General features: G+C 71.5%; 10 protein-coding genes. 6 read left to right on the plus strand and 4 right to left on the minus strand.

The annotated features are described in order from the left end of the window. The first annotated feature begins 102 nt into the window (after positions 1–102). Entirely contained in the window at positions 103–342 is a 240-nt protein-coding gene (locus ACZ3HQ_RS19380) for a heavy-metal-associated domain-containing protein (RefSeq protein ID WP_467512452.1), read from the plus strand. Between the two features lie 120 nt (positions 343–462). Continuing rightward, on the plus strand, positions 463–2727 hold the full coding sequence (locus tag ACZ3HQ_RS19385; RefSeq protein WP_467512454.1) for a heavy metal translocating P-type ATPase: 2265 nt from the start codon (positions 463–465) through the stop codon (positions 2725–2727). Between the two features lie 594 nt (positions 2728–3321). Here ACZ3HQ_RS19385 and ACZ3HQ_RS19390 read toward each other — a convergent pair. After that, entirely contained in the window at positions 3322–4623 is a 1302-nt protein-coding gene (locus ACZ3HQ_RS19390) for a citrate synthase (RefSeq protein WP_467512456.1), read from the minus strand. A gap of 177 nt (positions 4624–4800) precedes the next feature. Continuing rightward, positions 4801–7101 carry an SF1B family DNA helicase RecD2 gene (gene recD2 / locus ACZ3HQ_RS19395; protein ID WP_467512458.1) on the minus strand — a complete coding sequence of 767 codons (2301 nt, stop codon included), beginning with the start codon at positions 7099–7101 and terminating at the stop codon, positions 4801–4803. A 180-nt stretch (positions 7102–7281) separates the two neighbouring features. On the opposite strand from recD2, the gene ACZ3HQ_RS19400 reads away from it, so the two are divergent. Genes ACZ3HQ_RS19400 through ACZ3HQ_RS19415 form a run of 4 tightly spaced genes read left to right on the plus strand, consistent with a single transcriptional unit; the run spans position 7282 to position 12762 of the window. Then, positions 7282–8340 (plus strand): LacI family DNA-binding transcriptional regulator, encoded by a 1059-nt coding sequence (locus ACZ3HQ_RS19400; protein WP_467512460.1) that lies wholly within the window; start codon positions 7282–7284, stop codon positions 8338–8340. Continuing rightward, positions 8337–9881: a sugar ABC transporter ATP-binding protein gene (locus tag ACZ3HQ_RS19405; protein ID WP_467512462.1), complete on the plus strand. Its 1545-nt coding sequence runs from the start codon at positions 8337–8339 to the stop codon at positions 9879–9881. Before ACZ3HQ_RS19400 ends, ACZ3HQ_RS19405 begins: the two co-directional genes overlap by 4 nt. Beyond that, a complete protein-coding gene (locus ACZ3HQ_RS19410; protein WP_467512464.1) occupies positions 9871–11820 on the plus strand; it encodes an ABC transporter permease/substrate-binding protein in 1950 nt (649 codons plus the stop codon). Before ACZ3HQ_RS19405 ends, ACZ3HQ_RS19410 begins: the two co-directional genes overlap by 11 nt. Before the next feature lie 30 nt (positions 11821–11850). Beyond that, on the plus strand, positions 11851–12762 hold the full coding sequence (locus tag ACZ3HQ_RS19415) for a ribokinase (RefSeq protein ID WP_467512466.1): 912 nt from the start codon (positions 11851–11853) through the stop codon (positions 12760–12762). A gap of 175 nt (positions 12763–12937) precedes the next feature. On the opposite strand, the gene ACZ3HQ_RS19420 is transcribed toward ACZ3HQ_RS19415, so the two are convergent. Next, positions 12938–14782 carry a glycoside hydrolase family 3 protein gene (locus ACZ3HQ_RS19420; protein WP_467512468.1) on the minus strand — a complete coding sequence of 615 codons (1845 nt, stop codon included), beginning with the start codon at positions 14780–14782 and terminating at the stop codon, positions 12938–12940. A 164-nt stretch (positions 14783–14946) separates the two neighbouring features. Then, the gene (locus ACZ3HQ_RS19425; protein ID WP_467512470.1) at positions 14947–16371 is read right to left on the minus strand and encodes a S28 family serine protease; all 1425 of its coding nucleotides are present in this window, start codon (positions 16369–16371) and stop codon (positions 14947–14949) included. Between the last annotated feature and the right edge of the window lie 60 nt (positions 16372–16431).

The following is a 16431-nucleotide window of genomic DNA, read 5'->3' on the forward strand; positions in this document are numbered from 1 at the left end:
GGTATAGTGTTCGAAGAGTGAGGGTCCCCTGAGGGCACCCCCAGTACGACCCAGTACGACCCAGTACGACCCAGTACGACCCAGTACGACGAGGAGAACGACATGAGCGCCCAGACCGACACCCCCGGCTCCGTCACCGCCGTCTACCAGGTGAGCGGCATGAGCTGCGGCCACTGCGAGGGTTCCGTCTCCGCCGAGATCTCCGAGATCCCCGGTGTCAGCTCGGTGAAGGCCGTGGCCTCCACCGGTGAGGTCACCGTCGTCTCGGCCGCCCCGCTCGACGACGAGGCCGTGCGCGCTGCCGTCGACGAGGCCGGCTTCGAGCTGGCCGGGCGGGCCTGAGCACCACCCCGCAGGTCCGCGCGTCCCGCGCGCGGACCGCGCAACCCTTCCCCGACCGGGCCGTACCGACCAGCTCATACTGGATTCCGTAAGGTCCGGTCCGATGTCTGGAGTCCGGGCATGACCAGCACCACCGCACCGACAGGGCGTACGGCGCCCGAGGCGGACGAGAACCGGGTCGAGCTGCTCATCGGCGGCATGACCTGCGCGTCCTGCGCCGCGCGGGTGGAGAAGAAGCTCAACCGCATGGACGGCGTGAGCGCCACCGTCAACTACGCGACGGAGAAGGCGAAGGTCAGCTTCGGCGACGGCGTCCACGTCGCGGACCTGATCGCGGTCGTCGAGAAGACCGGGTACACCGCCGAGGAACCCCCGCCCCCGGAGCCCGAACCGGCCGCCGACACGGGCGAGTCCGCCGGTCGGGCCGAGCGCGACCCGGAGCTGTCCGCGCTCCGGCAGCGGCTGCTGATCTCCGCCCTGCTGGCCGTGCCCGTCATCCTGATGGCGATGGTCCCGGCGCTCCAGTTCGACAACTGGCAGTGGCTCTCGCTGACCCTCGCCGCCCCCGTGGTCGTCTGGGGAGGCCTGCCCTTCCACCGGGCCGCCTGGACCAACCTGCGGCACGGCGCGGCCACCATGGACACCCTGGTCTCGGTCGGCACGCTCGCCGCGTTCGGCTGGTCGCTGTGGGCGCTCTTCTTCGGCCACGCGGGCATGCCCGGCATGCGGCACGCCTTCTCGTTCACCGTCTCCCGCTCCGAGGGCACCTCCGTCATCTATCTGGAGGTCGCCGCCGGGGTCGTCGCGCTGATCCTGCTCGGCCGCTATCTGGAGGCCCGCTCCAAGCGCAGGGCGGGGGCCGCGCTGCGGGCGCTGATGGAGCTGGGCGCCAAGGACGTGACCGTGGTCCGGGCCGGGCGTGAGGTCCGGGTGCCGGTGGGCTCGCTCGCCGTGGGCGACCGGTTCGTGGTGCGGCCCGGCGAGAAGATCGCCACCGACGGCACGGTGATCGAGGGCACCTCCGCCGTCGACGCCTCCATGCTGACCGGCGAGTCCGTGCCCGTCGACGTCTCCGCCGGCGACCGGGTCACCGGCGCCACCGTCAACGCGGGCGGCCGGCTGCTGGTCGAGGCGACCCGCGTCGGCGGCGACACCCAGCTCGCCCGGATGGCCCGGCTGGTGGAGGACGCGCAGAACGGCAAGGCCGAGGTACAGCGCCTGGCCGACCGGATCTCCGCCGTGTTCGTGCCCGTCGTCATCCTCATCGCGCTCGGCACCTTCGGCGTCTGGCTGGCCGTCACCGGCGACACGGTCGCCGCGTTCACCGCCGCCGTCGCCGTACTGATCATCGCCTGCCCCTGCGCCCTGGGCCTGGCCACGCCGACCGCGCTGATGGTCGGCACCGGGCGGGGCGCACAGCTCGGCATCCTCATCAAGGGCCCCGAGGTGCTGGAGTCCACCCGCCGCGTCGACACCGTCGTCCTCGACAAGACCGGCACCGTCACCACCGGGCGGATGACGCTCCAGGAGGTGTACACCGCCCCCGGCGAGGACGAGAAGCAGGTGCTGCGGCTCGTCGGCGCCCTGGAGCACGCCTCCGAGCACCCCGTCGCCCGCGCCGTCGCGGAGGGCGCCGAGGAGCGCGTCGGCACACTGCCACCGGCCGAGCACTTCGAGAACGTCCCCGGCCGGGGCGTACGCGGCCGCGTGGACGGCCACGAGGTGGCCGCCGGACGGCTCTGGGACGACCTGCCCGCCGAACTGGCCGCCGCCCGCTCCAGGGCCGAACAGCAGGGCCGTACGGCCGTGGTGACGGGCTGGGACGGCGAGCCGCGCGCGGTGCTCGCCGTCGCGGACGCGGTGAAGGAGACCAGCGCCGAGGCGGTACGGGACCTGCGCGCACTGGGCCTGAAGCCGGTGCTGCTCACCGGGGACAACCGCACGGTCGCGGAGGCGGTCGCGCGCGAGGTCGGCATCGACGAGGTCGTCGCCGAGGTGCTGCCCGAGGACAAGGTGGACGTGGTCCAAAGGCTGCGACGCGAGGGGCGGACCGTCGCCATGGTCGGGGACGGGGTGAACGACGCGGCCGCGCTCGCCACCGCCGACCTGGGTCTGGCCATGGGCACCGGCACGGACGCGGCGATCGAGGCCGGGGACCTCACCCTGGTCCGGGGCGACCTGCGGGTGGCCGCCGACGCCATCCGGCTCTCCCGGCGCACCCTCGCCACCATCAAGGGCAATCTGGTGTGGGCCTTCGGCTACAACGTCGCCGCGCTGCCGCTGGCCGCGGCGGGGCTGCTGAACCCGATGATCGCGGGGGCGGCGATGGCCTTCTCCTCGGTGTTCGTGGTGACCAACAGCCTGCGGCTGCGCCGGTTCCACTGAGACGGGCCAGGAAGTGCCGCGGTGGCCGGAAGAAGTCCCCCGCGCAGAAGTAAGAGTCCCCCTAGAGTCCGGCGCGCACCTCACATAAGCTCTTCACAAGGCTCGCGCATGTTCCTTACGCTTGGGCCTCGATCGCCGTATCGGGGCTCTTGCGCACCTATGGGACGTATGCAAGAGACGCAGATCACAGTGACGCGAACGTAACCATCGAAGGGGTTCGAAGGTCTAAGTTGGCGGTGTCAGTCCAGCGTCTTGGGGGGCGCCGGCTGGCATCTGGGGTTGTCTTGGGGGACCGCCTCAGAGATGCGTTGCCGGGGCACGTACACCGGGAAGCTTTGAGCGGCCCTCCCAGCGTGCGCTGTCCCGGCAGACCGCAACCGTTTTACGTCACTGGAGCACGGCGGGTCCGCCCGTCCTGCTCGGACAGCGAATTCAGGCGCTGTCTCTCCGAGCGCCCGGCCCGGATCCCGTGGGGGGAATCCGCACCGGGGCATGGGAAGGCGCCCTGGACGTCGGCCCGTGGGGGGACCGACGCCAGGGCGCCTTCCGCTTTTTACGCGCTCACTTTTTACGTGCTCAGCGCTGCTTACGTGTTCAGCGCTGCTCGACCGGGACGAAGTCGCGCTCGACGACGCCCGTGTAGATCTGGCGCGGGCGGCCGATGCGGGAACCCGGCTCCTTGATCATCTCGGTCCACTGGGCGATCCAGCCCGGCAGCCGGCCCAGCGCGAACAGGACCGTGAACATCTCGGTCGGGAAGCCCATGGCCCGGTAGATCAGACCGGTGTAGAAGTCCACGTTGGGGTAGAGGTTGCGCGAGACGAAGTAGTCGTCGGAGAGCGCGTGCTCCTCCAGCTTGAGCGCGATGTCCAGCAGCTCGTCGGACTTGCCGAGCGCGGAGAGGACGTCGTGCGCGGCGGCCTTGATGATCTTGGCGCGCGGGTCGAAGGACTTGTACACCCGGTGGCCGAAGCCCATCAGGCGGACGCCGTCCTCCTTGTTCTTCACCTTGCGGATGAAGGAGTCGACGTCGCCGCCGTTGGCCTGGATGTTCTCCAGCATCTCCAGCACCGACTGGTTGGCGCCGCCGTGCAGCGGGCCCCACAGCGCGTTGATGCCGGCGGAGATGGAGGCGAACATGTTGGCCTGCGAGGAGCCGACCAGGCGGACCGTGGAGGTCGAGCAGTTCTGCTCGTGGTCCGCGTGCAGGATCAGCAGCTTGTCCAGCGCGGAGACGACGACCGGGTCGAGGTCGTACTCCTGGGCCGGCACCGAGAACGTCATGCGCAGGAAGTTCTCGACGTAGCCGAGGTCGTTGCGCGGGTAGACGAACGGGTGGCCGATCGACTTCTTGTAGGCGTACGCCGCGATCGTCGGGAGCTTGGCGAGCAGCCGGATCGTGGAGAGGTCGCGCTGCTTCTCGTCGAACGGGTTGTGGCTGTCCTGGTAGAAGGTGGACAGCGCCGAGACGACCGAGGACAGCATGGCCATCGGGTGGGCGTCGCGCGGGAAGCCCCGGTAGAAGTTCTTGACGTCCTCGTGCAGCAGGGTGTGCCGCGTGATGTCGTTCTTGAACCTGGCCAGCTCGTCGACGGTCGGCAGCTCACCGTTGATCAGGAGGTACGCCACCTCCAGGAAGGTGGAGCGCTCGGCGAGCTGCTCGATCGGGTAGCCGCGGTAGCGGAGGATGCCCGCCTCGCCGTCGAGGTAGGTGACGGCGGACTTGTACGCGGCGGTGTTGCCGTAGCCGCTGTCCAGGGTCACCAGACCGGTCTGGGCGCGGAGCTTCCCGATGTCGAAGCCCTTGTCACCGACGGTGCTGTCGACCACCGGATAGGTGTACTCGCCGTCGCCGACCCGCAGTACTACCGCGTCGTTCTTGGTGTGCTCGCTCACGTCTTCCCTCACCGACTTAGTGCCTCATCTTCGAGGTGCCCTGACTGTCTCTACCATCCCCCATTTGGCTCAGGAGAGTGCACTCGGGGTCGCCACTTGGCCCACTGGCGGCACTCAGTGCCGTCAACCTGCTCATCCTGCCCCCTGGGCGGGGCATCCGGAAAGGCTCTGTGACCTTCATGACTCATTTGATCGATCATTTTCGCCGACACGTCCGGAACCGGCGAGCCTGAAGCCGAGCGCGGTGCACCGCCGGCCTGCCGACACGGTGCGTACGGCCTGCGCGATCGCCTTGCGCGAACCCACCAGCACCACCAGCTTCTTGGCGCGGGTGACCGCCGTGTAGAGCAGGTTCCGCTGGAGCATCATCCAGGCCCCGGTGGTGACCGGGATCACCACGGCCGGGTATTCACTGCCCTGGGAGCGGTGAATGGTCACGGCGTAGGCGTGGGCCAGTTCGTCCAGTTCGTCGAATTCGTACCCCACCTCCTCGTCCTCGTCGGTCAGTACCGTCAGGCGCTGTTCGACCGGGTCGAGTGAGGTCACCACTCCCACGGTGCCGTTGAAGACACCGGCCGCGCCCTTGTCGTAGTTGTTGCGGACCTGGGTGACCTTGTCGCCGACCCGGAAGACCCGGCCGCCGAACCGCTTCTCCGGCACATCGGGGCGGCCGGGCGTGACCGCCTGCTGGAGCAGGGCGTTGAGGGCGGCGGCACCGGCCGGGCCCCGGTGCATCGGGGCGAGGACCTGCACGTCCCGGCGCGGGTCGAGGCCGAAGCGGGCCGGGATGCGGCGGGCGGCCACGTCCACGGTGAGCCGGCCGGCCTCCTCGGTGTCGTCCTCCACGAAGAGGAAGAAGTCGGTGAGCCCCTCGGTGAGCGGGTGCCGGCCCGCGTTGATGCGGTGCGCGTTGGTGACCACGCCGGAGCGCTGGGCCTGACGGAAGACGCGGGTGAGCCGGACCGCGGGCACCGGGCTCCCCTCGGCCAGCAGGTCCCGCAGCACCTCCCCGGCGCCGACGCTGGGCAACTGGTCCACGTCACCGACGAAGAGCAGATGGGCGCCGGGCGGCACGGCCTTGACCAGCTTGTTGGCCAGCAGCAGGTCCAGCATGGACGCCTCGTCCACCACCACGAGGTCGGCGTCCAGCGGGCGGTCGCGGTCGTAGGCGGCGTCCCCGCCGGGCTTCAGTTCCAGCAGCCGGTGCACGGTGGACGCCTCGGCGCCGGTCAGTTCGGCCAGCCGCTTGGCGGCGCGTCCGGTGGGCGCGGCGAGCAGCACCTTGGCCCGCCGGGCGCGGGCGAGTTCGACCACCGAGCGGACGGTGAAGGACTTGCCGCAGCCGGGGCCGCCGGTGAGGACGGCGACCTTCTGGGTGAGCGCGAGCCGGACGGCGGCCTCCTGCTCGGGCGCCAGGTCGGTGCCGGTACGGCCCCTCAGCCAGCCGAGCGCCTTGTCCCAGTTCACGTCCCGGAAGACCGGCATCCGGTCCTCGCCGGTGCGCAGCAGCCTCGACACCTGTGCGGCGAGGGAGAGTTCGGCCCGGTGGAAGGGGACGAGGTACACGGCGGTGACCGGCTCCCCGCCGTCCGGTCCGGGCACCCGCTCCCGTACGACACCGGGCTCCTCGCCCTCCTCGCCGGGGGCGGCCAGCGCGGCCAGGCACTCGATGACCAGGCCGGTGTCGACCTGGAGGAGCTTGACCGCGTCCGCGATGAGGCGTTCCTCGGGCAGATAGCAGTGGCCCTGGTCGGTGGACTGGGAAAGGGCGTACTGGAGCCCGGCCTTGACGCGTTCGGGGCTGTCGTGCGGGATGCCGACGGACTGGGCGATCTTGTCGGCGGTGAGGAAGCCGATGCCCCAGACGTCGGCGGCGAGCCGGTACGGCTGGTTCCGCACCACGGAGATCGAGGCGTCGCCGTACTTCTTGTAGATGCGCACGGCGATGGAGGTGGAGACCTCGACGCTCTGGAGGAAGAGCATGACCTCCTTGATCGCCTTCTGCTTTTCCCAGGCGTCGGCGATGCGCGCGGTGCGCTTGGGGCCGAGGCCGGGGACCTCGATCAGGCGCCCGGGCTCCTCCTCGATGATCCTCAGGGTGTCCAGGCCGAAGTGCCGGGTGATGCGGTCGGCGAAGACCGGGCCGATGCCCTTGACCAGCCCGGAGCCGAGGTAGCGGCGGATGCCCTGGACGGTGGCGGGGAGGACGGTCGTGTAGTTCTCGCAGGTGAACTGCTTGCCGTACTGGGGGTGGGAGCCCCAGCGGCCCCGCATCCGCAAGGACTCCCCCACCTGGGCGCCGAGCAGCGCGCCGACCACGGTGAGCAGGTCGCCGCCGCCCCGGCCGGTGTCGACGCGGGCGACGGTGTAACCGGTCTCCTCGTCGGCGTAGGTGATGCGTTCCAGCACACCCTCCAGCTCGGCCGACTGCCGTTCGCCCGTGGTGTTCCCCGTCTGCCGAGACGCCTGCTGAGCCATGGACCGACGGTACCGGCGGGGGCGGACAGTGAACCCCGCACCCGAAGCGCTCATCTGAGCGGGGTTCATCACGATCTGATTTCAGCCACCGGGGAGGGTCTTGCCGGGAGCTCGTGTAATCGATTCCAATCCTCCGGAACACGTCGTTGTAAACGATTCCACAAGGAGGTGGAGCCGTCGATGGCGAGCATCAAGGACGTCGCCGCCACGGCGGGTGTCTCCGTCGCCACGGTCTCGCGCGTGCTGAACGCCCATCCCTCGGTGAGCGCCGACGCGCGCTCCCGTGTGCTGGCCGCCGTGGCCGCGCTGGGCTACCGGCCCAACGCCGTGGCCCGTTCCCTGCGCACCGACCAGACCCACGCCCTCGGCCTGGTGATCGGCGATGTGCTCAACCCGTACTTCACCGAGCTGGCCCGCTCGGTGGAGGAGGCGGCGCGCGCCCTCGGGTACAGCGTGATCATCGGCAACGCCGACGAGCGCCCCGACCTCCAGGACCACCACGTCCGCACCCTGCTGGACCGCCGGATCGACGGTCTGCTGGTCTCCCCGGCCCCCGGCGACTCCCCGCTGCTGCTGGACGCGGCCCGCGCGGGCACCCCGGTGGTCTTCGTGGACCGCTGGATTCCGGGCGCCGAGGTCCCGGTGGTCCGGGCCGACGGACGGCGGGCGGTACGGGATCTGGTGGCGCATCTGCACCTGCTCGGGCACCGGCGGCTCGCCATCATCGCGGGCCCGGCCGGCACCACCACCGGCAGCGAGCGGGTGGCCGCCTTCCGGGACGCGCTGGCCGACTACGGGCTGCCGCTCACCGACGAACTGATCGGCCACGGCGACTTCCAGGCGGCCAGCGGACGGCGGGTCACCGAGGGCTTCCTCGACCTGCCCGAGCCTCCCGACGCGGTGTTCGCCGCCGACAACCTGATGGCGCTGGGCGCGCTGGACGCGATCCGGGCGCGCGGGCTGCGGATACCGGACGACATCGCGCTGGCGGTGTTCGACGACATCCCGTGGTTCGTGCACACCGACCCGCCGATCACCGCCATCGCCCAGCCCACCGGCGAACTGGGCCGGGCCGCCGTACGCGCCCTGGTCGACCGGATCGAGGGGCGGGCCGCGGAGTCCGTGACCCTCGACGCCCGCCTGGTGGTGCGCCGCTCGTGCGGTGCCCCGGCGCCCGTACTCATTCCTCCCACGTCCCCCATGCGAAGGAGCACACCGGTGCAGAGGAGCACACCGTGAGCGATCCCGACGAACTGCTGCGCGTCGAGGGCATCCGCAAGGCATTCCCCGGTGTGGTCGCGCTGGACGGCGTCGACTTCGGCCTGCGCCGGGGCGAGGTGCATGTCCTGCTCGGCGAGAACGGCGCGGGCAAGTCCACCCTGATCAAGACCCTCTCCGGCGCCTGCCCGCCGGACTCCGGGCGCATCCTGGTCGACGGCACCGAGGTCCGGGTGCGCTCCGCGCGTGACGCGGAGGCGCTCGGGATCGCCACCATCTACCAGGAGTTCAACCTGGTCCCCGACCTCACGGTGGCCGAGAACATCTTCCTGGGCCGCCAGCCGCGCCGGTTCGGCATGGTGGACCGGGGCCGGATGGAGGCGGACGCCGAGGCCCTGCTGAAGCGGGTCGGGCTGGACGTCCACCCGCGCACCCGGGTGCGCGAACTGGGCATCGCCCGGCTGCAGATGGTGGAGATCGCCAAGGCGCTCAGCCTGGACGCCCGTGTGCTGATCATGGACGAGCCGACCGCGGTGCTCACCTCCGAGGAGGTCGGCCGGCTGTTCGCGCTGGTGCGCACGCTGCGCGCGGACGGCGTCGGCATCGTGTTCATCACCCACCACCTGGACGAGATCGCCGCGCTCGGCGACCGGGTCACCGTGATCCGGGACGGCCGCAGCGTGGGCCAGGTCCCGGCGTCCACGCCCGAGGACGAACTGGTCCGGCTGATGGTGGGCCGCTCCATCGAGCAGCAGTACCCGCGCGAACGCCCCGAGCGGGGCGAGCCGTTGCTCGCGGTCGAGGGGCTGACCCGGAACGGCGTCTTCCACGACGTGAGCTTCGAGGTGCACGCCGGTGAGGTCGTCGGCATCGCCGGGCTGGTCGGCGCGGGCCGTACCGAGGTGGCGCGGGCGGTGTTCGGCGCCGACCCGTACGACGCGGGCTCGGTGAAGGTGCGCGGCACCGCGCTGCGCCGGCACGACGTGGACGCGGCGCTGACCGCCGGGATCGGCCTGGTGCCCGAGGACCGCAAGGGCCAGGGCCTGGTGCTGGACGCCTCCGTGGCGGAGAACCTGGGCCTGGTGACCCTGCGTTCGGCGAGCCGGGCCGGACTGGTGGACCGCAAGGGCCAGTACGCGGCGGCCGGCCGGATCGCCGAGCGGCTGAACGTGCGGATGGCGGGCCTCGGCCAGCACGCGCGGACCCTTTCCGGCGGCAACCAGCAGAAGGTCGTCATCGGCAAGTGGCTGCTGGCCGACGCGCGGGTGCTGATCCTCGACGAGCCGACGCGCGGCATCGACGTCGGCGCCAAGGTCGAGATCTACCAGCTCGTCAACGAACTCACCGCGGCCGGCGCCGCCGTCCTGATGATCTCCAGTGACCTGCCAGAGGTGCTCGGCATGAGCGACCGGGTGCTGGTGATGGCCCAGGGCCGGATCGCGGGCGAACTCAGCTCCGCCGAGGCCACCCAGGACGCCGTCATGTCCCTCGCCGTAGGCACCCCCACGACCGACCCCTCGACCGACCCCCGTACCGAAACGGAGGCCCCCGGTGGCCACTGACACCCTCAAGAGCCGGGCGGACTCCGGCAGTTCCGTGGGCGGCTTCGGCCGGCTGCTGCTCGACAACGGCGCGCTGACCGCGCTGATCGTCCTCGTCATAGCCCTGTCGGTGCTGTCGGGCGACTTCCTGACCACCGACAACCTGCTCAACATCGGTGTGCAGGCGGCCGTGACGGCGATCCTCGCCTTCGGTGTCACCTTCGTGATCGTCTCGGCGGGCATCGACCTGTCGGTGGGCTCGGTGGCCGCGCTGTCGGCGACCGTACTGGCCTGGAGCGCCACCTCGCACGGCGTCCCGGTCGCCCTCGCGGTGGTCCTCGCGCTCGCCACGGGCATCGCGGCGGGCCTGGTCAACGGCTTCCTGACCGCGTACGGGAAGCTGCCGCCGTTCATCGCCACGCTGGCCATGCTGTCGGTGGCGCGCGGTCTGTCGCTGGTGATCTCCGGGGGCGTGCCGATCCCGTTCCCGGACTCCGTCTCCCACCTCGGCGACACCCTCGGCAACTGGCTGCCGGTGCCGGTGCTGGTCATGGTGGTGATGGGGCTGCTCGCGGCGTTCGTGCTGGGACGGACCTACATCGGCCGGTCGATGTACGCGATCGGCGGCAACGAGGAGGCCGCGCGCCTCTCCGGCCTGCGGGTGAAGCGGCAGAAGCTCGCCGTGTACGCGCTGTCCGGCGTGTTCGCGGCCGTCGCCGGTGTGGTGCTGGCCTCCCGGCTGTCCTCGGCGCAGCCGCAGGCCGCCGACGGCTACGAGCTGGACGCCATCGCGGCCGTCGTCATCGGCGGAGCCTCGCTGGCGGGCGGCACGGGCAAGGCGTCGGGCACCCTGATCGGCGCGCTGATCCTGGCGGTGCTGCGCAACGGCCTCAACCTGCTCTCCGTCTCCGCGTTCTGGCAGCAGGTCGTGATCGGTGTCGTCATCGCGCTGGCCGTGCTGCTGGACACCGTGCGCCGCAAGGCGGGGGCGACCCCGGTGGCGGCCGGTACCGGCGGCGGGAACCGGGGCAGGCAGGCGGCGACGTACGGGCTCGCGGCCGTGGTGACCGTGGCCGTCGTCGGTGCGACCTCCTTCCTGCACAACGGCTCGGCCCCGGCCGCCCCCAAGCTGGGTCTGTCGCTGTCGACGCTGAACAACCCGTTCTTCGTGCAGATCCGGGACGGCGCCCAGGCGGAGGCGAGGAAGCGGGGCGTGGACCTCACCGTCACCGACGCCCGTGACGACGCCTCCCAGCAGGCCGACCAGCTCCAGAACTTCACCAGCTCCGGCTACGGCGCGGTCATCGTCAACCCGGTGGACTCCGACGCGGCCGGCAACTCGGTGAAGGCCGCGGGCAAGGCCGGCATCCCGGTGATCGCGGTGGACCGAGGGGTCAACAAGGCGAAGGTGGCCGCGCTGGTCGCCTCCGACAACGTGGCGGGCGGCGAGCTGGCCGCGAAGACGGTCGCGGAGAAGCTCGGCGGCAAGGGCCGGATCGTCGTCCTCCAGGGACAGGCGGGCACCTCCGCCGCGCGCGAGCGGGCCGAGGGCTTCGCCAAGGGGCTCAAGCAGTTCCCCGGCATCAAGGTGCTGGCCCAGCAGCCCGCCGACTTCGACCGGGCCAAGGGTCTGGACGTGATGTCCAACCTGCTCCAGGCCCACCCCGATGTGCAGGGCGTCATCGCGGCCAACGACGAGATGGCCCTCGGCGCGATCAAGGCACTCGGCGCCAAGGCGGGCAAGTCCGTGCAGGTCGTCGGCTTCGACGGCACCCCGGACGGACTGAAGGCGGTCAAGGACGGCAGTCTGTACGCGTCGGTGGCGCAGCAGCCGACCCAGCTCGGCCGGATCGCCGTCACCAACGCCCTCAAGGCGCTGGACGGCGGCAAGGTCGCGCCGACGGTGAAGGTGCCGGTGAAGGTGGTCACCCGCGAGAACGTGGCCGGCTTCACCGGCTGACCGCGTCCCAACATCCGTGAGGGAGCCTTGATGTACGACTACGACCTGCTGGTCGTGGGGTCCGCCAACGCCGATCTGGTGGTCGGGGTGGAGCGGCGGCCGGGTGCCGGGGAGACGGTGCTCGGCGGTGACCTGGCCGTCCATCCGGGCGGCAAGGGCGCCAACCAGGCGGTCGCCGCCGCCCGCCTCGGTGCCCGTACGGCGCTGCTGGCGCGGGTCGGCGACGACGGCCACGGCCGGCTGCTGCTGGACTCGCTCCGCTCGGCCGGGGTGGACACCGCGGCCGTGCTGACCGGCGGGGCGCCGACCGGGGTCGCGCTCATCACCGTCGACCCTTCCGGGGACAACAGCATCGTGGTCTCCCCCGGCGCCAACGCCCGTCTCACCGAGGGTGATGTGCGGGCGGACGTGCTGGGCGCGGCGCGGGTGGTGTCGGCACAGTTGGAGATCCCGCTGGAGACGGTGGCGGCCGTGGTGCGGGCGCTGCCCGAGGGCACCCGGTTCGTGCTGAACCCGTCACCGCCGCGCCCGCTGCCCGCCGAGGTGCTGGCCGCCTGCGATCCGCTGGTGGTCAACGAGCACGAGGCGCGGGTGCTGCTCGGCGACGGCGAGACCGGCGAGACCGGTGACGACCCGGCCGACTGGGCCCGGCGCCTGCTGGCCCTCGGCCCGCGCTCGGTGGTGGTGACGCTGGGCGCGAAGGGCGCGCTGGTGTGCGACGCCTCGGGCGTACGGGCGGTGCCCTCGGTGGCGGTGTCCGCGGTGGACACCACGGGTGCCGGGGACGCGTTCACGGCCGCGCTGGCCTGGCGGCTGGGCGCGGGCGAGGAGTTGTCGGTGGCTGCCTCCTACGCGGCCCGCGTGGGCGCGGCGGCGGTGACCCGGCGCGGGGCGCAGGAGTCGTACCCGACGGCGGCCGAAGTGGCGCCACCGGCCGCCTGAGATATTTCGAGGGGGCGTCCCCGGTCGTGTCGACCGGGGACGCCCCCTCGCTTTCCCCCTACATGCCGGAGCTTCGCGATCCCCCCACGGAATCCCCCCCGAAGCCCTGACGCGTAGTACGACACCGGATGGCGGGGAAGGGTTGCACGCCCGTGGAGAGTTTTTTCGCGGGTTCCTAGTAGCTCAGTCCGTGGCCGAGGGGATACAGCTCCTTCGCCGGGTCGTCCGCCCGCGCGATCGGCACCGGGAGCTTGCCGCGCGGCTTCACCCGGCCCGCGATCACCCGTGCGGCGGCGCGGAGTTCGGTGTCGGTCCAGCAGTAGGCCGCCAGGTGCGCCTTGACCTCGGTGAGCTGGGCGACGTCGTACGGGTTGCGGATCGCCAGCGCGATCACCGGGCGGCCGGTGCCCAACAGCCGTTGCACAAGGGTGCGTTGGGAGCTGCCTGCCGTGACGTTGTACGTGGCCACGATCACCGCGTCGGCGTCCTGGGCGGCGGTGACCGCCTTGGTGACGGCGTCGGCGGTGGGCGCGGTGCCGGTGGACAACGCCGTTGCCGTGAAGCCCAGTTCAGACAGCGCGGTGGCCAGTACGCCGGTGGGCGGGCCGGTGGTGCCGGACGGGGAGGCCGGGTCGGCGCCGACGACCAGGACCCTGGGCTGCCTGCGCCGGTCCAGCGGGAGCAGCCGGCCCTCGTTGACGAGCAGGGTGGTGGTGCGGTCGGCGATGCGGTCGGCGGCGGCCAGGTGCTGCTTGTCGCCCACGGTCCGGTCGACGCCCGCGCGGGTGACGCGGGTGCCCTGGAAGAGGCCGAGCTTGGCCTTCATGCGCAGGATGCGGAGAACCGATTCCTCCACGCGGGCCTCGGTCAGCTCGCCGTTGCGGACGGCGGCCAGTACCGCGTTGTAGGCCACGTCCATCGACGGCGGGTTGAGGAGCTGGTCCACCCCGGCCTTGAGCGCGAGCACCGGCACCCGGTCGTCGCCGTACTTGGTGCGGACGCCCTCCATGCCGAGGGAGTCGGTGATGACCACGCCGTCGTAGCCGAGTTCGCCGCGCAGGATGCCGGTGACGATGGGGTGGGAGAGGGTGGCGGGGTCGCCGGAGGGGTCGAGCGCGGGGAACTGGATGTGCGCGGTCATCACGGAGTCGATGCCCGCGGCGACGGCGGCGCGGAACGGCACCGCGTCCAGCTTGTCCCACAGTTCCCGGCTGTGCGTGATGACGGGGAAGCCGGTGTGGCTGTCGACGGCGGTGTCGCCGTGGCCCGGGAAGTGCTTGGCGGTGGCCGCGACCCCGGCCGACTGGTAGCCCTTCACCTCGGCCGCCACCAGGGTGCCCACCAGGCCGGGGTCGGCGCCGAAGGACCGTACGCCGATGACCGGGTTGGCCGGGTTGACGTTGACGTCGGCGTCGGGCGCGTAGTCCTGGTTGACGCCCAGCGCGCGCAGCTCGGTGCCGGAGATGCGGCCGGCGGTGCGGACGTCGGTGCGGGAGCGGCCGGCGGCGAGGGCCATGGCGCCGGGGAGCAGGGTGGCGGGCTTGCCGATCCGGCAGACGGCGCCGTGCTCCTGGTCGGTGGCGATGAGCATGGGCAGCCCGCGCGGCCGGGTCAGCGACGAGCGCTGGATGCCGTTGGAGAGGTCGGCGATCTGGTGCGGGTCGCGGGTGTTGTGGGCCCAGGTGAAGTAGATGATGCCGCCGACCCGGTACCGCTCGATCAGCTCGTCGGCGGTGCGGACGCCGAGTTCCCTCATATTGGCGTCGATGTCCGCCTGGTCGGGGGCGGTGGCGGAGTGGCCGTAGATCCGGGAGACGAAGAGCTGGCCGACCTTCTCCTCCAGCGTCATCCGGGCGATGATCGCGCGCAGTGCCGCGTCGTCGGCGGGGGCGGCGGCGTGGGCCCTGCCGGAGGCGGCGGGGACGGCGAGAGCGGCGCCGAGACCGGCCGCGCTCGCGAACAGGGACCGTCTGGAGGGTCCCGCGGTGTTTCCCGTGCTTCCCGTGCTGGTGTGGTGCACGTGCGCCCCTTCCGAAGGAGAGAACCGCTGAAGGAAACTTTCGGAAGTCACCAATATCCGGGAAGTTTCTTTCCGTCAAGGGAACTCACGGGGCATCACCCACCGCGACGGAAAACGGCGAAGGGGGCGCCGGAGAAGAACCGGCGCCCCCTCCCCCGCCTGCCCTACGGGCGCAGCGCGGGCTCGCGCTCCACGTCCCGTACGTCCAGCCGGCCGTCGAACCGGGCCAGCGGCTTCGCCGCCGACGGGTCGGCCTGGACCGCCGGGGACGCCACCCCGGCCCACTTGAGGATGCGGGCGGTGGCGAAGGCCCGCTCGTCGGCGACGAGCCCGGCGACGTTCGCGCCGTGGTTCATGCCGGGCGCGGTGAACACGTACGCGTCACGGGCGCCCGCGCCGGGGCGGAACCGCTCCGAGCCCCACGGGTCGTTCTGCCCGTACACGAAGAGCATGTGCCGGGCCTCGTGCCGGACCCAGTTGTCCACGTCCCGCATGGCGCTGGGCTGGAAGCGCATCGGGATGGAGCGGGGTACGAAGTTGCGCGGCGGCTGGTAGCCGTAGCGGATCAGGTTCCGCTCGATGTGCGGGAAGCGGATGGTGGGCGCGCCGAGCTGGGTGCCCGCCTGGTAGTAGTACGGCGTGTACTGCTCAAGGCCCTGGTCGGTGTAGGCGGAGAAGCCGGAGATGGTGTCGACCGAGTCCCAGATCGCGTCGTCGCTGGCGCCGGCCGCGCCGGACGGGACGGAGTCGCAGTCCGCCAGGCCGCTGTACTGCCAGAAGCCCCACACGTAGTCCAGGACGACGGCCTCGTACGCCTTGTCCAGGGAGCCGATGGTGGTGAAGGTGTAGCCGTTGTCGGCGGCGTACTGGGCGTACCGCCGCTCCAGCGGCTCGCGGCGGACGAGCGCCTCGCGCTGGACGGCGTTCAGCTTGTCGCGGCACTCCTTGGTGCCCACGTCGGCAAAGAAGCGGTCGTAGGCCGAGTCCTCGTTGTTCACCACGTCGTTGGGGGCGACGTAGGCGACCACGCCGTCCATGTCGCGGGGGTAGAAGCGCTCGTAGTAGGTGGCCGTCATGCCGCCCTTGGAGCCGCCGGTGGCCAGCCAGTTGGCGGAGTACAGCGGCTTCAGCGCCTCGAAGACGCGGTGCTGGTCGCTCGCCGCCTGCCAGATGTCCAGCTTGGACCAGTCGGCCGGGGCCGGGCGGGACGGGGTGAAGAAGCGGTACTCCAGCGAGACCTGGTTGCCGTCCACGATCTGGGTGGGCTCGCGGCGGGACGGCGTGGTGGAGACGTTGTAGCCGCCGGTGTAGAAGACGGTCGGGCGGCTGGTGTCCTTGTGCAGCACGGTGATCCGCTGCTGGAAGGTGCCCCGGTCCGGGTGCCGGTGGTCGACCGGCTGGGTGAAGTTCAGGACGAAGTAGCGGTAGCCGGTGTACGGCTTCTCCTCCACCAGGCTGATGCCGGGTATCGCCAGCAGCCGGTCCTTGATGTCCGTGGGTGCCGTGGTGGCCGCCCCCGCTGTGCCCGCCGTGCCCAGTGTGCCGATGAGCACCGTGAGCGCCAGCAGCCATCTCAGCGCCTTGCGCATGCGCACTCTCCCCTGTGAGACAGATGTCCGCCGGAAGCTATCCGAGCAACTGCTCTCGCA

The sequence above is a fragment of the Streptomyces sp. NPDC018263 genome, from assembly GCF_055562575.1.

Coding starts and splice junctions, on each gene's coding strand:
- ACZ3HQ_RS19380 (WP_467512452.1), top strand. CDS start 103: ATGAGCGCCCAGACCGACACCCCCGGCTCCGTCACCGCCGTCTACCAG.
- ACZ3HQ_RS19385 (WP_467512454.1), top strand. CDS start 463: ATGACCAGCACCACCGCACCGACAGGGCGTACGGCGCCCGAGGCGGAC.
- recD2 (WP_467512458.1), bottom strand. CDS start 7,101: ATGGCTCAGCAGGCGTCTCGGCAGACGGGGAACACCACGGGCGAACGG.
- ACZ3HQ_RS19400 (WP_467512460.1), top strand. CDS start 7,282: ATGGCGAGCATCAAGGACGTCGCCGCCACGGCGGGTGTCTCCGTCGCC.
- ACZ3HQ_RS19415 (WP_467512466.1), top strand. CDS start 11,851: ATGTACGACTACGACCTGCTGGTCGTGGGGTCCGCCAACGCCGATCTG.
- ACZ3HQ_RS19425 (WP_467512470.1), bottom strand. CDS start 16,371: ATGCGCAAGGCGCTGAGATGGCTGCTGGCGCTCACGGTGCTCATCGGC.